A 19,023-nucleotide genomic window follows, 5' to 3' on the forward strand; every position below is an offset into this window, starting at 1 on the left:
TCAGAACCCCATGCGGAAGGCGCGCTGGGTAAAGAAGATGCCGCTCGGGCTGCGCGCCGGCAGCGTCTGCAGCAGGCGCTGGCTGGCGGTGTCGAAGACCAGCACGGCGTTGTCGTCGCGCGCCGAGACCCAGACCTGTTCGCCCTTGGCCGAGAATTCGAGGTGCAGGATCGCCTGTCCGGGCTGCAGCGTGGCGCTCACCTGCTGGGTCAGCGGGTCGATGACCTGCAGCCAGCCGTTGTCGGGGAAGGCGAAATTGACCCAGATCTGGCGCCCGTCCGGCCGCGCCATGACGAAGACCGGCTGGCTCTTGACCGGAATGCGGCCGACTTCCTGCCAGCTCGCGGTGTCGACCACCAGCACCTCGTGGCGGCCGATCGCCGGCAGGTAGGCGCGGCCGCCGGCGATCGCCCAGCCGCGCAGGTGCGGCATCTTGTACACCGGCAGCGGCGCTTCGCCGCGGCCGTAGCCGGCGAGGATGCGGCGGGTGCCGAGTTCCGGCTGCCAGGTGTCGAGCAGGGCGAGGCCGTCCTCGCCGAACAGGCCGGCGATGTAGTAGCGGCCGTCCGGCGTCACCAGCGCGTCGTAGGGCTGCTTGCCGGCGGAAAAGCGCTGGGTGCGCGGCTGTTTCGGATCGGACAGGTCGGTGATGCGGATTTCGCCGGCGTCGAACAGCGCGTAGGCGAAGCGGTTGCCGCTCAGGTCGGCGAGGCCGACCACCTTGGAGCGCTGGCCGTCGCCGTAGTCGGCCGGGACGTCGGCAAGCAGTTCGAGGGTTTCGGCGTCGAAGGCCTTGATGCCGCCGGGTTCGTAGTTCTGGGCGACGACCAGGCGGCCGTCCTGCGAGATGGCGCCGCCGATGCTGTTGCCGGCCTGGACGATGCGCCGCTCGACGCGCGCCTGCAGCAGGTCGACCTTGCTCAGCCCGCCGTCGCGGCCGAAGACATAGGCGTAGCGGCCGTCGCGCGAGAAGACGACGGAGGCGTGCGAGAGGTCGCCGAGGCCGGCGACGCTGGCCAGGCTGCGGCGGGCGAGGTGATCGACGATCTGCACCTGACCGTCGGCGCGTTCGATGACAACGCCGAGGCCGCCGCTGCCGCGTAGCGGTGCCTGGCTGGCGCAGGCGGCGAGGAAGAGGAAGGGCAGGCAGGCGAGCAGCCTGCGGCAGCGGGCGAGGGCGGGGATGGCTGGCATGGCGGGAGTCCGTTTCATTCGGCCGGGAAGCCGCGCTGCAGTCGGTCGACGATCCATGCTGCTTCGGTTTCGTCGAGCAGGCCGCGGAAGGGCGGCATCGGGGTGGCGGGGCGGCCGTGCAGGATGGTCTGGGCGAGACCGTCGGCCGGCTTGTCGGCGAGGGCGGCCGGGGTCAGCGGCGGGCCGAGGCCGCCCTTGAGGGTGAGGCCGTGGCAGGAGCCGCAATCCTGGCGCACCAGGTGCACCAGCCGGCGTTCGGCGGCGGCGTCCGGGGCCGCCGCCGCGCCTAGGCAGGCGGGCAGCAGCAAAAGGGCGAGGCGGGGGCGCATGGCGCGGCCGGCGCTCAGACGCCGCCTTTCAGGATCCAGGCGACGACGGCCTTGAGGTCGGCATCGCCGATCCTGGCCGCCGGGTTCGGCGGCATCGGGATCGCCCCCCAGACGCCCTTGCCGCCCTGGCGCACCTTGTCGGCGAGCTTGGCCGGCGCGCCGGCATCGCCCTGGTACTTGGCGGCGATGTCCTTGAACGCAGGGCCGACCAGTTTCTTGTCCTTGGCGTGACAGGCCAGGCAGCCAGCCTGCTTGGCAATCGCCTCGGACGCCATGGCGGTCAGCGGCAGGCTGGCGCCGAGGGCGAGGACGACGGGAAGCATCAGGAATTTCATGGTTTTCTCCTCCGGAAGCGGAACCGGCCGGGCCGGTTCCGCGCGGCACGGGTCAATAGACGTCGTGCTGGGTGTTGTGCAGGTTGAACTTGCCGGTCGGCGTGATCAGGCGCGAGTCCTTGATCACTGCCTTCAATTTGCGCGTCTTGTCATCGACGACGACGATCGCCGACTGCTGGTTCTTCGCCGACCACACCGAGAACCAGACTTCGTCGCCGGCCAGGTTGTATTCCGGCTGCAGCACGCGCTTGGCACCTTCGCCGACACCAGCCCATTCGGCGATCGGCAGCACCTGATAGCCCTTGCCGAGGTTGTCGATGTCGAAGACGGCGATCGACTGGCTGACCTGCGGGTCCGGGTTGAGCGCGGTGTCGACCCAGAGGTTCTTCGACTTCGGATGGGTCTTCAGGAACAGCGAGCCGCCGCCCTGGCCCTTCAGGGTTTCGACGACCTTCCAGGCCTGCTTCGGATGCTTCTGCGGATCGGTGCCGATCAGGCTGACCGTCTCATCGCCGAGATGGCCGGTCGCCCAGACCGGGCCGAACTTGGGATGGACGAAGTTGGCGCCGCGTCCCGGGTGCGGGATCTTGCCGACTTCGATCAGGGCGGCCAGCTTGCCGTCCTTGGCGTCGACCGCGGCAACCTTGTTCGACTGGTTGGCGGCGACCATGAAGTAGCGCTTCGAGGCGTCCCAGCCGCCGTCGTGCAGGAAGCGGGCGGCGCCGATCTCGGTGGTCTTGAGGGCGTTGATGTTGCTGTAATCGACCATCAGGATCTTGCCGGTTTCCTTGACGTTGACCACGAACTCCGGTTTGAAGTGGGAAGCGACGATCGAGGCGACGCGCGGCTCCGGATGGTATTCCTGGGTGTCCACGGTCATGCCGCGGGTGCCGACGATCTTCAGCGGCTCCAGGGTGTCGCCGTTCATGATCGTGAATTGCGGCGGCCAGTAGGCGCCGGCGATCGCGTACTTGTCCTCGTAGCCCTTGGCCTTCGAAGTTTCGACCGAGCGTGCCTCGAGGCCGATGCGCACTTCGGCGACGTTGTCCGGCTTCGGCATCCACAGGTCGATCAGGTTGATCTTGGCGTCGCGGCCGATCACGTACAGGTAGCGGCCGGACGCCGAGGTGCGCGAGATGTGCACGGCGTAGCCGGTCTTGACGATGTTGATGATCTGCTTGCTGTCGCCGTCGATCAGGGCGATTTCACCGCTGTCGCGCAGCGTCGTCGAGAAGATGTTGTCCAGGTTGTAGCTGTTCATCTTCTTGGTCGGCCGTTTTTCCGGCGGCACGATCACCTTCCAGGTGTTCTTCATCTCGGCCATGCCGTATTCCGGCGGCTGCGGCGGGGTCTGCTGCACGTAGCGGGCCATCAGGTCGACTTCGGCGTCGGTCAGTTCGCCGGAGGTGCCCCAGTTCGGCATGCCGGCCGGCGAACCGTACTGGATGAAGACCTTCAGGTAGTCGGTGCCCTTGTCGAGGGTGATGTCCGGGGTCAGCGGCTTGCCGGTGGCGCCCTTGCGCAGCACGCCGTGGCAGCCGGCGCAGCGTTCGAAGTAGATGCGGCGGGCCTTGTCGAATTCCGCCTTGGTCATCGGCGGCGCCTTCGGGTTGATGTCCTGATACATCTCGACGTTGGCCAGCGGCGAACCGCCGGCGTGGTACTGCACATCCGCGGCGTCCTTCTTCGCGTTGTCCGCGAAGGCGACGCCGATGGCCAGGGGAAGCATTGCCAGTCCCAGCGACCGTTGCAACCATTTATTCCGTTTCATTTTCCTCTCCTTGAGAACCGCTCCGAAACACGCTGCCGTTATTGACGGTGCGGGCAGTATCTTTTTTTCATGCCGGGGAAATCCTTGATGTCTCTTAATTTTTTCCGTCCGGCGAGCAGATAGAGTGGTTTCGTCGCTGGCCGGTACGCATCGTCCAGCCGCCGGATCGGCATCGCGGAGGAGAAAAATGAGGGCTATCGAACGAGAAGTTTTTGGCAAGGTTTACCTGGTCGGCGCCGGTCCCGGCGACCCGGAACTGCTGACCCTGCGCGCCGCTCGGCTGCTCGCCCGGGCCGAGGTGGTGGTCTATGACCATCTGGTCGGCCCGGGCATCCTCGACCTGTTGCCGGCTGGCGCGCGTCGCGTCTATGCCGGCAAGGAAGCCGGCCACCACGCGCTGCCGCAGGAGGAAACCAACCGCCTGCTGATCGAGCTGGCCCGCGAGGGCATCAGCGTGATCCGGCTGAAGGGCGGCGATCCCTTCATCTTCGGCCGCGGCGGTGAGGAGATGGAGGCGCTGGAAGCCGCCGGCATCGCCTGCGAGATCGTACCCGGCATCACCTCGGCGGCCGGCGTCGGCGCCTACGCCGGCATCCCGCTGACCCACCGCGATCACGCCCGGACCCTGATCTTCACCACCGGCCACCTCAAGGACGGCAGCCCCGACCTCGACTGGCCGGCGCTCGCCCGGCCGCAGCAGACGGTGGTGATCTACATGGGGCTGGGGGCGCTCGCCATCATCTGCCAGCGCCTGATCGAACACGGCCTCGACCCGGCGACGCCAGGCGTCGTCGTCCAGTCGGCCAGCACCTCGGCGCAGCGCACGGTGCACGCGAGCATCGCCGAACTGCCCGACGCGGTGCGCGACGCCGGACTCAAATCGCCATCGCTGATCGTCATCGGCCCGGTGACCGGGCTCTACCGGCCGGAACGCGAGCGCGAGTGCTGTATCGCCGCGCGCGTCGTCAGCGTCGTCTGAGCGGGGGCGGCGTCAGCTCAGCGGCGGGCGCCGTTCTTCAGCGTCTCGAAATCGAGCGCGAAACGGGCGAGGTATTTGCGCAGGCGGTCGGCGTCGTTGCTCTGTTTCTTCCCGGCGCGGGAAATCGCGAACAGGCGGCGGCCGGCCTCGGAAAGGCTGGGGCTGTTGCGGCAGGTGTCGATCACGGTGTTCAACTGGCAGCGCTCGAACAGGTCGAGCTGCTCGGCAAGCTCGCCGAGCACCTGGGCGCTGGCGTCCGCCGCCGGGGCGTCGGCCCAGGTGGCGGTGAGGCGGGCGATTTCGTCGGCGACGTCGCTTTCCGTGATGCGTCCGGCGCTGGCCAGCGTGGCGAGGCGGGTGAGGGAAGCGCCGAGCTCGCGGAAGTTGCCGTGCCAACGTGCGGCCTGTGAGGTGGCGAAGGCCAGGTAGCGGCGCCGCGCTTCGACGTTGAAACGCACCTGCTGGCCGTGTTCGGCGGCGAAGCGTTCCAGTTCGTAGTCGAGGTTGGGCTCGATGTCTTCCGGGCGGCCGGCGAGGCCGGGCAGGTCGAAGGTCCACAGGTTGATGCGGGCGTAGAGGTCTTCGCGGAACTTGCCCTGGCGTACCCACTGGCGCAGGTCGCGGTGGGTGCCGGCGATGAGCTGGAAGTCGCTGCTCGCTTCCTGGTCGCTGCCGAAGGGGAAGAAGCGTTTTTCCTCGATGGCTTTGAGCAGCATGGCCTGCTCGTCGAGACCGAGTTCGCCGATTTCGTCGAGAAAGAGCAGGCCGCCGTCGGCGGAACGCAGCAGCCCCGGCCGTTCCTGCTGGGCGCCGGTGAAAGCCCCCTTGCTGTGGCCGAAGAGCGTGGACATCGCCGAGTCGCCGCGCAGCGTGGCGCAGTTCACTTCGATGAAGCGGCCTTTCAGTTGCTGGCGCTGGCGTTTCAGTTCAAAGACGCGGCGGGCGAGGAAGGACTTGCCGGCGCCGGTCGGGCCGACCAGCAGCATCGGCGCGCGCGAACGGCCGGCGACCTGCTCGATCTGCTCGATCATCCGGTTGAACGCCGGGTTGCGCGTGGCGATGCCGGATTTGAGGAAGGACAGGTTGTCGTCGCGCTCCCGGGCGAAGCGCTGGGCGATGCGGTCGTAGCGAGAGAGGTCGAGGTCGATGATCTCGTAGCTGCCGACGCTGTTGGCAATCTCCTTCTTGCGCGGCGGCGAGGTCTGCAACAGGCGCGCCGGCAGGTAATGCGCCTCGGCGAGCAGGAACCAGCAAATTTGCGCGACGTGCGTGCCGGTGGTGATGTGGATCAGGTAATCCTCGTTCTCGGTATCGAAGGGATAGCTGCGCGCCAGATCGTGCAGGGCGGTGTACACCTCCTCGAAATCCCAGGGGTCGCGCAGTTCCATTTCCAGCCGCTTGAACTCGGTTTCCGGTGAGATGCGGGCGATGTCGTTGCCGATGCGCTCGGCCAGCCCACGGCTGCGTGCGTCGTGGATCAGTTCCAGGCGATGCACGACCAGGTCTTCCTGCTGGCACAGGGCGACTGTCGGCCGCCACTTGTCCCAGCGCGGGCTGCCCTTGCCGGCGTAGTCGAGCTGGGTGCCGAGAAAGCCGATGACGACGGTTTTTTTCATGGTGACGGGGAATCTGGCGGCGCGGTCCGCCTGAAGACTGGAAAAGTTTATAAATCACTATAGCAAACTATCGCGAAATCAGGATTTGTGATCGCCGTGATTTTCATCAATCCAATGAAAATCAATGGCTTGCTGATTTTCTGCTGCGCTGGCACGACTCTGGCAATAGGGAAGTCATCGCCGACTTGCGGCAAGGCCGACGGGTTAGGGGTTGTGACCCCGCCGGTGCGGTGGAATCAGGAGTTTTCCGGTCATTCCGCCGTATGCCGCCGTCGCGGGAAAGCGATATTGGGGTGCCTGGTGGCGCGTTCGGGTTCGATTCCCGGTCATCCCCCTACTGGATAGCTCAGAGGTAGAGCAACCGTCTCATCAACGGTCTGACGCGGGTTCGACTCCCGCTCCGGAAACTGTCCTTCCACGACAGTGGTTATAGCAGTACCCGCCGGCTGCGGTATGCGCAAGCACCCGCCGCCGGTCCGGCCCGGTGCTTCGCTCCGCTTGCGCGGCAGGGCATCCGCTGTCGGGCGGCAGGGGCCGCGTGGCCTGGGCGATTGGCCCGGGCCGCTGCCAGCCCCGGTTGTCCGCAGCGGCTGCCTCCCCGCGGGAGCCAGGCGAAGCGCCCGCCGGACCGGCGTGAGCCGGCAAGTTTGAGCAGTGATTGTTGACGACGATGTTTGAAGACGAAGAGGGAGTAGAAAAATGTTGAAGCGTTTCATCGTGAAAAAGAACGAACGGGCCGCCCTGCTGCGCAACGGCGATTTCCAGCGCATCCTGAATCCGGGCCGCCACTATTTCTTCGACCCGTTCAACGAGTTGTCGCTGACCGTGTGGCATACCGATACGCCGATGCTCGATAGCGAACTCGTCGATTACCTGCGCCAGAACGAGCCCGCCGAGGCGGAGCGCCATTTCGTCTGCATGGAACTGAGCGAGGACGAGGTCGGGCTGCGCTATGAAAACGAGGTTCTGGTCGAAGTGCTGCCGCCAGCGGCGCGCCGTTTCTTCTGGCGCGGTCTGCTCGCGCAGCGGCTGGAAAAGCTCGACCTGCGCGCCGGCGCCGCCTTGCCGACGGAGATGGTGAAACGCCTGCTGCAACCGTCCTTGCGCGGTCGCCCGGTATTGGGGCTGAACGGCGTTTTCGTCGTCCAGGTGCCGGCGGCGCATGTCGGCCTGCTGCGTATCGATGGCGTCCAGCAGCCCTTGCTGGCGCCGGGCGTCACCGCCTACTGGCGCTTCAACCGCGACCTGCAACTGGAACTGGTCGATATGCGCTGGCAGACCATGGAAGTGACCGGCCAGGAAATCCTCACCCGCGACAAGGTCGGGCTGCGCCTCAACCTCGCCGCCACCTGGCGTTTCGACGATGTGAGCACGGCTTTCGCCAAGCTCGCCAAGCCGGCCGAACACCTCTACCGCGAGCTGCAATTCGGCCTGCGGGCGGCGGTCGGCACGCGCAACCTCGACGAACTGCTGGAGAACAAGCAGTTGATCGACGAGGTGGTGAGCGGCCATGTCGCCAGAAAGCTGGCCGGCTTCGGCCTCGAAATCGGCGGCGTCGGCGTCAAGGACATCGTGCTGCCGGGCGAGATGAAGACCATCCTGGCGCAGGTGGTGGAAGCGGGTAAAGCCGCCGAAGCCAACGTGATCCGCCGGCGCGAGGAAACGGCGGCGACCCGGTCGCTGCTCAACACCGCCAAGGTCATGGAAGACAACCCGGTTGCCTTGCGTTTGAAGGAACTGGAAACGCTGGAACGGGTCGCCGAACGGATCGACCGCATCTCGGTCTTCGGTGGCCTCGATCAGGTGCTGAACGGGCTGGTGACGCTGGCGAAGTAAGGATTCCAGCGCCGTCCAGGATTTCCGGGTGAGTTGGCGATGGCGCGCACTTTGGCAGCCCTGCGACGGATGCAAATGAAATAAAGCCGCTACCATGGCGGCAAAAAGAATGAGGAAAACATGAGCTATCAAGTACAAGACGTGACCGCAGGCAAGCCGATCAAGCTGTGGACCGAAGGCGTGCCGGTCGAGGACGACGCGCGCAAGCAGTTGATGAACACGGCGCAGATGCCCTTCATCTTCCGCCACCTGGCGGTGATGCCGGACGTGCATCTGGGTAAGGGTTCGACCATCGGCAGCGTGATCCCGACGCAGGGCGCGATCATCCCGGCGGCGGTCGGCGTCGATATCGGCTGTGGGATGATGGCGGCGCGCACCACGCTGACCGCCGCCGACCTGCCGGATAACCTGCACGGCCTGCGCTCGGCGATCGAGACGGCAGTGCCGCACGGCCGCACGCCGCCGCGCCAGAGCCGCCGCGACAAGGGCGCCTGGGAAAACCCGCCGGAAGCTGTCGATGCCATGTGGGCCTCGTTGCTGCCGGGTTTCGCGCGCATCACCGAAAAGTACCCGCGCCTGAAGAACACCAACAACCACAAGCACCTGGGAACGCTGGGCACCGGCAACCACTTCATCGAAGTCTGCCTCGACGAGGCCGATCACGTTTGGTTCATGCTGCACTCCGGTTCGCGCGGGGTGGGCAACGCCATCGGCAACCTGTTCATCGAACTGGCTCAGGCCGACATGCGTCAGCACATCGCCAACCTGCCGGACAAGGATCTCGCCTACTTCGAAGAGGGTTCCGAGCACTTCGCCGACTACGTCGATGCCGTAGGTTGGGCGCAGGACTACGCGCGCCGTAACCGCGACGTGATGATGGTGAACGTGGTTGCCGCCGCGCGTCAGGTGATCGCCAAGCCGTTCACGGCTGACGTCGAAGCGGTGAACTGCCACCACAACTACGTGCAGCGCGAAACCCACTTCGGAAGCGAGGTGCTGGTTACGCGTAAAGGCGCGGTGTCGGCCAGGAAGGGCGAACTCGGGATCATTCCGGGGTCGATGGGCGCCCGCAGCTACATCGTGCGCGGCCTCGGCAACGAAGAAGCCTTCTGCTCGTGCAGCCACGGCGCCGGCCGCAGCATGAGCCGCAACGAAGCCAGGCGCCGCTTCACCGTGGACGACCAGATCAAGGCCACCGCCCACGTCGAATGCCGCAAGGACAGCGAAGTCATCGACGAAATCCCGATGGCCTACAAGGACATCGACGCCGTGATGCACGCCCAGCGCGAGCTGGTGGAGGTGGTGCATACGCTGCGCCAGGTGGTTTGTGTGAAGGGATAGGAAATGTCCGAATTGATGGAAGCCGGCAAGGTGCGCAGCGCCCACCCCATCGCCCCGGAAGTTCGCCAACGGGTCATGCAGGCGCTCGCCGACATCGAGGCCGAACACGATGTCACGGTGCTCTACGCCTGCGAATCCGGCAGTCGGGGCTGGGGCTTTGCGTCGCCGGACAGCGATTACGACGTGCGTTTCCTCTACGTCCATCGCCTGCCCTGGTATCTCGCCGTCGAGCCGCAGCACGACGTGAACGAATTGCCGATCAGCGACGAGCTGGACGTCGGCGGCTGGGAGTTGCGCAAGGCGCTGCGCCTGTTGCGGCGGGCCAATCCGGTGCTGCTCGAATGGCTCGATTCGCCGGTGGTTTACCGGGAAGACACGGCCTTGACCGCAGGCATCCGCGGGTTGGCGACGCACTGGTTTTCGCCGCTGCGCGGGCGCTATCACTACCTGGCGATGGCGCGGCGCAATTTCCGCGAGCACCTGCAAGGCGACAGCGTGCGCCTGAAAAAGTACCTCTACGTGCTGCGTCCGCTGCTGGCGGCGCAGTGGATCGAACACGGCCTCGGGCAGCCGCCGATGCGCTTTGCCGATCTGGCCGAGCGCATGGTGACGGATGCGGCCTTGCTTGATGAAATCAACGCGCTATTGGCAATCAAGATGCGTGCCGGCGAGGCGAAATACAGCCCGCGCTGGCCGCACATCCACGCCTTCATCGAAAGCGAGCTGGCGCGGACCGTGGTCGATGCGAATTACAAGAAACCGGAAGGCGACGCCGCCGAACTCGATGCCTTTCTGATGCGGACGGTGCTGGCGGTTTCCTGAACTATAAACAACGAGAAAAACAACATGGAATGGATAGAACTCGACGGTTCCCGCGGTGAGGGCGGGGGTCAGATTTTGCGGACGGCGTTGAGCCTGTCGATGATTACCGGCATCCCCTTTGCCATCGAGCGCATTCGCGCCGGGCGCAAGAAGCCGGGCTTGCTGCGTCAGCATCTGACGGCCGTGCAGGCGGCGGCGCAGGTCTGTGGGGCCGAGGTGGAAGGCGCCACGCCCGGCTCGCAGCGTCTGCGCTTCAAGCCAGGGCCGGTGCGCTGCGGCGACTACCGGCACGCCATCGGTTCCGCCGGCAGCTGCACGCTGGTACTGCAGACGGTGTTGCCGGCGCTGTGGTTTGCCGATGGTCCGAGCACGCTGCGGGTCAGCGGCGGCACCCATAACCCGGCAGCGCCGCCGGCCGATTTCCTGATCCGCTGCTGGCAGCCGCTGCTGCAGCGCATGGGGGTGACGCTGGACATCCAGTTGCTGCGCCACGGTTTCTACCCGGCGGGCGGCGGCGAGGTGCTGGCGTCGACGGCACCGGTCGGCGCCTGGCAACCCCTGCATCTGGAGACGCGAGGCGAGCTGCGCCGCCAGTCGGCCATCGGCATCGTGGCCGGCGTACCGGTCGACGTCGCGAAGCGCGAGATGCAGCGGGCAGCCAGCCAGCTTGGTGTGCTCGACGAGGAGTTGCGCGTGCTGCCGAGCAACGAGGGGCCGGGCAATGCGCTGCTGGTCGTGCAGGAGTACGCGAATATCACCGAGGTCTTCTGTGCTTTCGGTGAGCGCGGCGTGCCGTCCGAGACGGTGGCCGACCGCGCCGCGCGCGAGGCTCGCCTGTTCCGGGACAGCGGCGCAACAGTCGGTGAATATCTGGCCGACCAGTTGCTGCTGCCGATGGCCCTGGCGGGCCAGGGGTGTTTCACGACGCCGGTGCTCTCTTCTCACCTGCGGACCAATTGCCGGGTGATCGAGTCCTTTCTTGCCGTGCGCTTTGCTTTCGAGGAAAGCGGCCAGTTCGCGCGGGTCAGCCTGCTGTCTTAGCGCAAGCCCGCGAGTTGTCGTCATGCCGGCTGCGGAGGCGAGACGGGAAGAGTGCCATGCGCGGCGTCAACGGGAACGGTGATCTTTCCAGTCTGGTTGGCGCTGGATGGGGTCTGTGAGTTGGATGCATGCGGCATTTTTGTTAATCCAATTTGATAGTTTTTGCAGATGGATCTTCATTGGCAGATAAATCCAGGATAGTAGAATCATGCTGAGCTAAAAATGAGCTTTGGGCAGGGTTTCAGCCTCGCGTTATAGGCCGCCAAGCTCTTCGTTCTGTATTGCTTCGCTGCGGGATTCGACATTGCTCGCGATGTCGGTTGCAAACCCTGAACCAGGCACAACATGTGTCCCGGTTTGTGCAACAAAGCCCTGTAAGCCACGTTGTTTCCATCGGGTGTGGTGTATTGCATCGATGCAACAGGTATATCCATATGGATAGAAACTGTCCAGGCTAAGCCTTGCCAGTCGGAAAGTTCGCTAGGACAATACTTCCCAACTTGTCGATCCAAGCTGGGCCGTTACCGCAAGGGAGCGGCCAAAAACTTACCACTAAGGAGATTTTTCGATGCAAAGGAAGATTATCGCCCTGGCCGTCGCCGGTCTGGCTTCCACCGCCGCTTTCGCGCAGTCCAACGTTCAGATCTACGGTGTTGTTGACGTCGGTTACAACCGCTCCTCCAGCTCCGACACCGGCACGTTCAAGAGCCGTAACGCTCTTGACAGCGGTCTGCAAAACGGTTCGCGTATCGGCTTCCGCGGTACGGAAGACCTGGGTAACGGTCTGAAGGCTTCCTTCGTTCTGGAATACGACATCGGTGTTGATACCGGTGCTGGCCTGGCCGGTCCTTCCCGTCAATCCTTCCTGGCACTGTCCAACGCCTACGGTACCGTTGCCGCCGGCCGTCAATACACGCCGCAATACGAACTGGTCTCCAAGGTTGATCCGTTCGGTGCCGGTACCGTTGGTGACGTTACCTTCGGCAAGGGTGTCTACTTGATGGGCGCCTGGGCGGCTCCGGGCACGATCCGTCTGGATAACCTGCTTGCCTACGTTTCGCCGAGCTTCAGCGGCTTCAACGTGATCGCCGGCTACACCGCTAACGGTATCGGCGATGAAGAATCACCGCTCAAGGCGGCCCTGGGCAATGACGTTAAGGTTTGGGCGATCAACCCGAACTACTCGAACGGCCCGCTGTTCGTTGGCCTGAACTACCATCAAGTCAAGAGTGAAGCTCCTCTCTCTGGTGGCGTTCGTGACTATAAGGACAAGGTCTGGGATCTGGGCGCGACCTACGATTTCGGTATGGTCAAGTTGTCTGCTCTCTATGGTCAGCTAAAGAGCACTGAAGATGGCGTGGTTGACAGCAAGACCAAGCAGTGGATGCTCGGTGCGAGCGTGCCGGTCGGCTCTGCTGGCGCTGCCCTGGTTTCCTACTCGCGCCAGACGACCGATTATGGTGGTGGCTGGTCTGACGAAAAGGCTTCCAAGTGGGCCGTTGGTTACACTCACGCGCTGTCGAAGCGCACCAATCTGTACGCTGTCTACGCCAAGATCAAGACCAACGATGCTGCTGATGGCTGGTACTCGGTCGAGAACCCCGCCAACAACGACTACACCTCTGGGTTGAATCTGGGCGTTAGCCACTCCTTCTAATCCAGCCCAACTGGTCTGGAAAGCAGAAACGGTCACTCTTCGGAGTGGCCGTTTTTCTTGGGCAGTAGCCCCTCACGCTAGGTCTTGCGCCACAAAACACCTGCTTGGCCTTGACGCTGTGTTTGCGGGCAATCTGTGCAATCGAGGCGGCGGGCTGCCGCGTTTCTTCAACAATCGCCCGCTTCGGCGCCAGCGGGTGATGCCGGTAAGGGGTTCGCCGCTTCGAGGCAATGGCTGTATTTGAATTTGTGTCCATAAATCCCTTTGTGGGCACAAATTTGAGGTGCCCGTCCGCGGGGCATCTTCGGCAACGGAATTTCGATGGAAAGACTGTGGTGGTCGGGCGCTTGCACAAAAAATCCGCCGGGCTCTTGAAATGCCGGCAGGGCGTCCCTATTATTAGCACTCGCCGGCGGTGAGTGCTAATGCCCGCACGCCCCGGTCCCGGCTCCGCTTTGCTGCGGCCGGCCAATTTTTCGTTCGAAGAACAACATTTCTGGAGTGATATCTATGAACATCCGTCCCCTGCATGACCGCGTGATCGTCAAGCGCGTCGAAGCCGAGCGCACCACTGCTTCCGGCATCGTCATCCCCGATTCCGCCGGTGAAAAGCCGGATCAGGGCGAAGTGCTGGCTGTCGGTCCGGGCAAGCGCGACGACGCTGGCAAGTACCTCGTTCCCGACGTCAAGGTCGGCGACCGCGTGCTGTTCGGCAAGTACGCCGGTCAGGCGGTCAAGGTCGATGGTCAGGAAGTCCTGGTCATGCGCGAAGAAGACATCATGGGCGTGCTGCAGAAGTAATCTGCGTCCGACCCTTTCCACAGAACAATTTTCAGGAGCTAGATAAATGGCAGCCAAAGAAGTCAAATTCGGTGATTCCGCCCGCGCCCGCATGGTCGAAGGCATCAACATCCTGGCCGACGCGGTCAAGGTGACCCTCGGTCCGAAGGGCCGCAACGTGGTTCTGGAACGTTCCTTCGGCGGCCCGACGGTCACCAAGGACGGCGTTTCCGTCGCCAAGGAAGTCGAACTGAAGGACAAGTTCGCCAACATGGGCGCCCAGATGGTCAAGGAAGTCGCTTCCAAGACCTCCGACATCGCCGGTGACGGCACCACCACCGCCACCGTGCTGGCCCAGGCCATCGTCCGCGAAGGCATGAAGTACGTGGCCGCCGGCATGAACCCGATGGATCTGAAGCGCGGCATCGACAAGGCCGTCGCCGCCACCATCGAAGAACTGAAGCAGATTTCCAAGCCGTGCACGACGACCAAGGAAATCGCCCAGGTCGGTTCGATCTCCGCCAACTCCGATTCCGACATCGGCGAAATCATCGCCAACGCCATGGAAAAGGTCGGCAAGGAAGGCGTCATCACCGTTGAAGACGGCAAGTCCCTGGCCAACGAACTCGACGTCGTCGAAGGCATGCAGTTCGACCGCGGCTACCTGTCGCCCTACTTCATCAATAACCAGGACAAGCAGATCGCCCTGCTCGACAACCCGTTCGTCCTGCTCTTCGACAAGAAGATCTCCAACATCCGTGACCTGCTGCCGGTGCTGGAACAAGTCGCCAAGGCTTCGCGCCCGCTGCTGATCATCGCTGAAGACGTCGATGGCGAAGCGCTGGCCACCCTGGTCGTGAACAACATCCGCGGCATCCTGAAGACCGTCGCCGTCAAGGCCCCGGGCTTCGGCGACCGTCGCAAGGCCATGCTCGAAGACATCGCCATCCTGACCGGCGGCACCGTCATCTCCGAAGAGACCGGTCTGTCCCTGGAAAAGGCCACCCTGAAGGATCTGGGTCAAGCCAAGCGCGTCGAGATCGCCAAGGAAAACACCACCATCATCGACGGCGCCGGCGATGCCGCTTCCATCGAAGCCCGCGTCAAGCAAATCCGCGTGCAGATCGAGGAAGCCACCTCCGACTACGACCGTGAAAAGCTGCAGGAACGCGTCGCCAAGCTGGCCGGCGGCGTTGCCGTGATCAAGGTCGGTGCTGCCACCGAAGTCGAAATGAAGGAAAAGAAGGCCCGTGTCGAAGACGCGCTGCACGCCACCCGTGCCGCCGTTGAAGAAGGCATCGTTCCTGGCGGCGGCGTTGCCCTGCTGCGTGCCCGTGCCGCGGTCAAGACCCTGAAGGGCGAAAACCACGACCAGGACGCCGGCATCAAGCTGATCCTCAAGGCGATCGAAGCCCCGCTGCGCGAAATCGTTGCCAACGCCGGCGACGAGCCGTCCGTGGTGGTCGACAAGGTCGTCCGCGGCAAGGGTAACTACGGTTACAACGCTGCCACCGGCGAGTACGGCGACATGGTCGAAATGGGCGTGCTGGACCCGACCAAGGTCACCCGCACCGCTCTGCAGAACGCCGCCTCCGTGGCCGGCCTGATGCTCACCACCGAATGCATGATCGCTGAACTGGCCGAAGACAAGCCGGCCGGCGGCATGCCTGACATGGGCGGCATGGGCGGTATGGGCGGCATGGGTATGGGCATGTAATAATGTCCGCCTGAGCATCGCTCAAGCAAGCACAGACACCCGGCTGCGGCCGGGTGTTTTGTTTGGTGCTCCCGTCAGGGGGTGCCGCCACCAATGCGGACGCGCCGCCAGGCGAGTCCGGGACAAGAGGACGGCGGGAAGTGAAGGGACAGCAACGCAACGACGCCACGGCGAAAGTCTGGCTCAACGGACTGGCGGTCAGGGGGCGGCCCTGGCGCGAACTGGCGATCCTCGCCGGGGTGCTGCAAGGGGGCGGCGTCATCGTCATGGCGGCCTTGCTGGCCACGCTGATCCACGGCCTGGTGATGGATGGCAAGTCGCTCGCCGAATTGGCGGCGTACTGGTACGGCCTGCCGTTTGCGTTCGCTTGGCGGGCGCTCGCCGGCTGGGCGCGGGAAGAGGCGGGGGCGCGCGCGGCGGCGAAGATCCGGGCGGCGTTGCGCCGCGACCTGCTCGACCAGGTACAGGCGCTCGGCCCGGCCTGGGTGGCCGGGCAGACCGGCGGCGGCCTGGTGTCCACGCTGCTCGAACAGGTCGACGGGCTGGACGGCTATTTCTCCCGTTACCGGCCGCAGATGTTCATCGCCGTCCTCATTCCGCTGCTCATCCTGAGTGTCGTCTTTCCCCTGAACTGGGCGGCCGGCCTGATCTTCCTGCTGACGGCGCCGCTGATCCCGGTGTTCATGATCCTCGTCGGCCTCGGCACGCAGGCTCGCCAGACCCGGCAACTGCAGATGCTGACCCGGATGAGCGGACATTTTCTCGATTTGGTGCGCGGTCTGGGCAACCTGCGCCTGCTCGACGCGCACCGCGCCCAGACGCCGCGCGTCGCCGCCGTCGCCGAGGAGTTCCGGGTGCGCACGATGAGCGTGCTGCGCATGGCTTTCCTGTCGTCGACCGTGCTCGAATTCTTCGCCTCGGTGTCGATCGCCATGCTGGCTGTCTACCTGGGGTTCTCGCTGCTCGGCCATCTCGATTTCGGTTACTACGAGGCGCCGCCCGACCTGGCGCTTTCCTTCTTCATCCTGCTGCTGGCGCCCGAGTTCTACCTGCCGTTGCGCGAACTGGGGACGCACTACCACGCGCGCGCCGAGGCGCTGGCCGCCGCCGAACAGTTGCAGCCGATCTTCGCTGCCAGTTCGCCGCAATGCCGCGGCGGCAGTCAGCAGCCGGCGGACAAGGCGCCGGCAATCCGTCTGCAGCGTCTGAGCTTCGCACATCAGCCCGGCGTGCCGGTGCTGCGCGAGTTGTCGCTCGACCTGGCGGCCGGCGCCTCGCTGGCTATCGTCGGCAATAGCGGCGCCGGCAAGACGACGCTGCTGCGGCTGATTCTCGGCGAATTGAGCGCGCCGCCCGGCACTGTCTGCATCGACGGCCGGCCGCTCGAAGAGCTCGACGCCCAGGCCTGGCGCGAAGGCATCGCCTGGATGAGCCAGCACCCGCGCCTGCTGCCGGCGACGCTCGCCGACAACCTGCGGCTGGCGCGGCACGACGCCGACGAGGCGGCGATGCACGAGGCGCTGGCCTTCGCCGAACTGCTGCCGTGGTTCGCAACCCTGCCCGAGGGCTGGCAGACCCGCCTCGGCGAAGGCGGCCGACTGCTCTCCGGCGGCCAGTTGCGCCGCCTGGCGCTGGCCCGCGTGCATCTGCGGCGGGCCCGCCTGCTGCTGCTCGATGAACCGACGGCCAGCCTCGACAGTGAGACCGAGAGGCTGGTGATGGCCGGTCTGCAACGCCTGGCCGAGGGGCGCACGCTGTTGCTGCTGACCCATCGCAGCGCCGCCTTGCAACTGGTCGAGCGGGTCGCCCTGCTCGATGGCGGGCGTCTGGTCGCCGAGGGCGAACCGGGCAAGGTCAAGGAAATCGACGACTTCCTGGCGGGAGCCTGCGCATGAAACCCGATCAAACCGTCGTGCCGGGAGCGCTCGCCGTGCTCCGGCCTTTCCTCGGTCGCATGCTGGCCTTCCGCGGCTGGCTGGCGCTCGGCCTGCTGCTCACCTGGACCAGCCTGCTCACCAGTCTCGGACTGCTCGGCTTGTCCGGCGGCTTCCTGACGGCGACCGCGATCGCCGGCCTGAGCCCGGAAGCGGCGCACATCTTCAATTTCTTCTACCCGTCGGCCGGCGTCCGCTTCTTCGCGCTGAGCCGGACCGCCAGCCGCTGGGCGGAACGGGTCAGCACGCACGAGGCCACCTTCCGCCTGATCGGCGCCATGCGCGTCTGGCTCTACCAGGCGCTGTGCCGCCTGTCGCCGGCGCAGACCGGCAGCCTGCACGGCGCCGACCTGCTCAGTCGCCTGACCCGCGACATCGACGCCCTCGACAACCTCTACCAGCGCCTGCTGCTGCCCAGCATCGCCGCCTGGCTCAGCCTGCTGCTGCTCGCCGCGGTTTTCGCCTGGCAGGCGCCGGCCTTGCTGGCGCCGTGGTCCGCCTTCGTCGCTTTCGCCCTGATTGCCGTGCCGTGGCTGGCCTGGCGGATCGGCGGCAAGCTGTCGCCAGCGCTGGTCGCCGCGCAGTTCGAACTGCGCCGGGAACTGCTCGACGCGGTGGACGGTATCGAGGATTACGCGCTGCACGCGCCGGCCTGGCAGGCACAGCGCCAGCGCGTCCTGCAACTGGACGCGGCGCGGGTCGCCCTGCAGTTGCGCCAGCAACGCCGGGGCGCCGCCTTGCGCGGCCTGTTGCTGCTCAGTATCGGCATCGTGCTGTGGGCGGTGATCGGCGTGCTTGCCGCGTTGCCTTCCGGGGCGGGGCCGGATGGTCCGTGGCTGGCGGTGATCCTGATGCTGATCCTGGCCAGCCTGGAAATCGTCCAGAACCTGCCGCAGGCCTGGCTCGAGTTGCCAGGCACGGTGGCCAGCGCGCGCCGTCTGCAGGCCATCGCTGACATGCCGCCGGCGCCGGCCTATGCGGAGCGTGGGCCGCAGCCGGCGGACGCCGCTCTGCAACTGGACGGGCTCGGTTTCTGGCACAGCCCCGAGCATCGCCTGCTCGACGACGTTTCGCTCGCCATTCCGCCGGGCACGCATCTGGCGCTGCTCGGTCCGAGCGGCGAAGGCAAGAGCAGCCTGCTCGACCTGCTGGCCCGCCTGCGCGACCCGCGGGAAGGCGCGATCCGCCTCGGTGGCGTGGCGCTGCCCGAACTCGACGAGACGACGCTGCGCCGCCATGTCGCCTGCGCGCCGCAGGAGGTTTGGTTGTTCACCGCCAGCCTGGCCGACAACCTGCGCCTGGCCAACCCGCAAGCCGATGACGCGGCGCTGTGGGCGGTGCTCGACCTGGTCGGCCTGCGCGAGACTGTCGCCGCCTGGCCGGACGGCCTGGCGACCTGGGTCGATGAACAGGGCGCCAGCCTCTCCGGCGGCCAGCGGCGCCGGCTCGGCGTCGCCCGCGCCTTGCTGCGCGAGGCGCCGGTCACCTTGTTCGACGAGGCAACCGAGGGCCTCGATCCGGCCGCCGAGCAGGCGCTGCTGGCGCGCGTCCGCCAGCATCTGCGCGGACGGACGTTGATCTGGGTCAGTCATCGGCCGACCGGGCTGGCCGAATTCGACCAGGTGCTGCTGCTCGAAGGCGGCAAGCTGCGTCCCGCCGGGGGGTGAGCGG

General features: G+C 65.5%; 15 protein-coding genes and 1 tRNA gene. 11 read left to right on the top strand and 5 right to left on the bottom strand.

Annotation, left to right across the window (positions count from 1 at the left end; translation table 11 throughout):
- From ACLIIZ_RS14970 to ACLIIZ_RS14985, 4 genes are read right to left on the bottom strand one after another with little or no spacing between them, the layout of a single operon-like run.
- The gene (locus tag ACLIIZ_RS14970) at positions 1-1,194 is read right to left on the bottom strand and encodes a cytochrome D1 domain-containing protein (protein WP_416693442.1); all 1,194 of its coding nucleotides are present in this window, start codon (positions 1,192-1,194) and stop codon (positions 1-3) included.
- A 14-nt stretch (positions 1,195-1,208) separates the two neighbouring features.
- Positions 1,209-1,523 (bottom strand): c-type cytochrome, encoded by a 315-nt coding sequence (locus ACLIIZ_RS14975; protein ID WP_416693443.1) that lies wholly within the window; start codon positions 1,521-1,523, stop codon positions 1,209-1,211.
- Between the two features lie 14 nt (positions 1,524-1,537).
- Positions 1,538-1,858: a c-type cytochrome gene (locus tag ACLIIZ_RS14980; protein WP_416693446.1), complete on the bottom strand. Its 321-nt coding sequence runs from the start codon at positions 1,856-1,858 to the stop codon at positions 1,538-1,540.
- Between the two features lie 52 nt (positions 1,859-1,910).
- Positions 1,911-3,629, bottom strand: a complete 1,719-nt coding sequence (locus tag ACLIIZ_RS14985) for a cytochrome D1 domain-containing protein (RefSeq protein ID WP_416693449.1) — start codon at positions 3,627-3,629, stop codon at positions 1,911-1,913.
- 187 nt (positions 3,630-3,816) lie between these two features.
- On the opposite strand from ACLIIZ_RS14985, the gene cobA reads away from it, so the two are divergent.
- Positions 3,817-4,608: a uroporphyrinogen-III C-methyltransferase gene (cobA, locus tag ACLIIZ_RS14990; RefSeq protein ID WP_416693451.1), complete on the top strand. Its 792-nt coding sequence runs from the start codon at positions 3,817-3,819 to the stop codon at positions 4,606-4,608.
- A 17-nt stretch (positions 4,609-4,625) separates the two neighbouring features.
- Here the strand turns inward: cobA and rtcR are convergent, their stop codons facing one another.
- Entirely contained in the window at positions 4,626-6,224 is a 1,599-nt protein-coding gene (gene rtcR, locus ACLIIZ_RS14995) for an RNA repair transcriptional activator RtcR (RefSeq protein ID WP_416693452.1), read from the bottom strand.
- A 335-nt stretch (positions 6,225-6,559) separates the two neighbouring features.
- On the opposite strand from rtcR, the gene ACLIIZ_RS15000 reads away from it, so the two are divergent.
- The 10 genes from ACLIIZ_RS15000 to cydC all read left to right on the top strand — a co-directional run bounded on the left by ACLIIZ_RS15000 (position 6,560) and on the right by cydC (position 19,019).
- Positions 6,560-6,631 (top strand) — tRNA-Met (locus ACLIIZ_RS15000).
- Positions 6,632-6,923: 292 nt separating this feature from the next.
- A complete protein-coding gene (locus tag ACLIIZ_RS15005; RefSeq protein ID WP_416693454.1) occupies positions 6,924-8,060 on the top strand; it encodes a slipin family protein in 1,137 nt (378 codons plus the stop codon).
- Positions 8,061-8,180: 120 nt separating this feature from the next.
- A complete protein-coding gene (locus tag ACLIIZ_RS15010) occupies positions 8,181-9,401 on the top strand; it encodes an RtcB family protein (RefSeq protein WP_416693455.1) in 1,221 nt (406 codons plus the stop codon).
- 3 nt (positions 9,402-9,404) lie between these two features.
- Positions 9,405-10,223: a nucleotidyltransferase domain-containing protein gene (locus ACLIIZ_RS15015; protein ID WP_416693457.1), complete on the top strand. Its 819-nt coding sequence runs from the start codon at positions 9,405-9,407 to the stop codon at positions 10,221-10,223.
- Between the two features lie 24 nt (positions 10,224-10,247).
- Positions 10,248-11,264: an RNA 3'-terminal phosphate cyclase gene (gene rtcA / locus ACLIIZ_RS15020; RefSeq protein ID WP_416693459.1), complete on the top strand. Its 1,017-nt coding sequence runs from the start codon at positions 10,248-10,250 to the stop codon at positions 11,262-11,264.
- A 568-nt stretch (positions 11,265-11,832) separates the two neighbouring features.
- The gene (locus tag ACLIIZ_RS15025; protein ID WP_416693460.1) at positions 11,833-12,921 is read left to right on the top strand and encodes a porin; all 1,089 of its coding nucleotides are present in this window, start codon (positions 11,833-11,835) and stop codon (positions 12,919-12,921) included.
- A 510-nt stretch (positions 12,922-13,431) separates the two neighbouring features.
- Positions 13,432-13,722 carry a co-chaperone GroES gene (locus ACLIIZ_RS15030; protein WP_234087000.1) on the top strand — a complete coding sequence of 97 codons (291 nt, stop codon included), beginning with the start codon at positions 13,432-13,434 and terminating at the stop codon, positions 13,720-13,722.
- 46 nt (positions 13,723-13,768) lie between these two features.
- A complete protein-coding gene (groL, locus tag ACLIIZ_RS15035; protein WP_416693462.1) occupies positions 13,769-15,418 on the top strand; it encodes a chaperonin GroEL in 1,650 nt (549 codons plus the stop codon).
- Positions 15,419-15,558: 140 nt separating this feature from the next.
- Entirely contained in the window at positions 15,559-17,313 is a 1,755-nt protein-coding gene (cydD, locus tag ACLIIZ_RS15040) for a thiol reductant ABC exporter subunit CydD (RefSeq protein WP_416693464.1), read from the top strand.
- A complete protein-coding gene (gene cydC, locus ACLIIZ_RS15045; RefSeq protein ID WP_416693466.1) occupies positions 17,310-19,019 on the top strand; it encodes a thiol reductant ABC exporter subunit CydC in 1,710 nt (569 codons plus the stop codon). The genes cydD and cydC overlap by 4 nt, the downstream gene beginning before the upstream one ends.
- The last annotated feature ends 4 nt before the right edge of the window (positions 19,020-19,023 follow it).

Origin of the sequence: Azonexus caeni, from assembly GCF_048146105.1 — a bacterium.
Lineage (GTDB): Bacteria > Pseudomonadota > Gammaproteobacteria > Burkholderiales > Rhodocyclaceae > Azonexus > Azonexus aromaticus_B.

What these genes read in the sequence shown, in the direction of transcription:
- ACLIIZ_RS15010 (WP_416693455.1), top strand. Translation starts at nt 8,181, where the DNA reads ATGAGCTATCAAGTACAAGACGTGACCGCAGGCAAGCCGATCAAGCTG.
- rtcR (WP_416693452.1), bottom strand. Translation starts at nt 6,224, where the DNA reads ATGAAAAAAACCGTCGTCATCGGCTTTCTCGGCACCCAGCTCGACTAC.
- cobA (WP_416693451.1), top strand. Translation starts at nt 3,817, where the DNA reads ATGAGGGCTATCGAACGAGAAGTTTTTGGCAAGGTTTACCTGGTCGGC.
- ACLIIZ_RS15030 (WP_234087000.1), top strand. Translation starts at nt 13,432, where the DNA reads ATGAACATCCGTCCCCTGCATGACCGCGTGATCGTCAAGCGCGTCGAA.
- rtcA (WP_416693459.1), top strand. Translation starts at nt 10,248, where the DNA reads ATGGAATGGATAGAACTCGACGGTTCCCGCGGTGAGGGCGGGGGTCAG.
- ACLIIZ_RS14985 (WP_416693449.1), bottom strand. Translation starts at nt 3,629, where the DNA reads ATGAAACGGAATAAATGGTTGCAACGGTCGCTGGGACTGGCAATGCTT.
- ACLIIZ_RS14980 (WP_416693446.1), bottom strand. Translation starts at nt 1,858, where the DNA reads ATGAAATTCCTGATGCTTCCCGTCGTCCTCGCCCTCGGCGCCAGCCTG.
- cydC (WP_416693466.1), top strand. Translation starts at nt 17,310, where the DNA reads ATGAAACCCGATCAAACCGTCGTGCCGGGAGCGCTCGCCGTGCTCCGG.
- ACLIIZ_RS15015 (WP_416693457.1), top strand. Translation starts at nt 9,405, where the DNA reads ATGTCCGAATTGATGGAAGCCGGCAAGGTGCGCAGCGCCCACCCCATC.
- ACLIIZ_RS14970 (WP_416693442.1), bottom strand. Translation starts at nt 1,194, where the DNA reads ATGCCAGCCATCCCCGCCCTCGCCCGCTGCCGCAGGCTGCTCGCCTGC.
- ACLIIZ_RS15005 (WP_416693454.1), top strand. Translation starts at nt 6,924, where the DNA reads ATGTTGAAGCGTTTCATCGTGAAAAAGAACGAACGGGCCGCCCTGCTG.
- ACLIIZ_RS14975 (WP_416693443.1), bottom strand. Translation starts at nt 1,523, where the DNA reads ATGCGCCCCCGCCTCGCCCTTTTGCTGCTGCCCGCCTGCCTAGGCGCG.
- groL (WP_416693462.1), top strand. Translation starts at nt 13,769, where the DNA reads ATGGCAGCCAAAGAAGTCAAATTCGGTGATTCCGCCCGCGCCCGCATG.
- ACLIIZ_RS15025 (WP_416693460.1), top strand. Translation starts at nt 11,833, where the DNA reads ATGCAAAGGAAGATTATCGCCCTGGCCGTCGCCGGTCTGGCTTCCACC.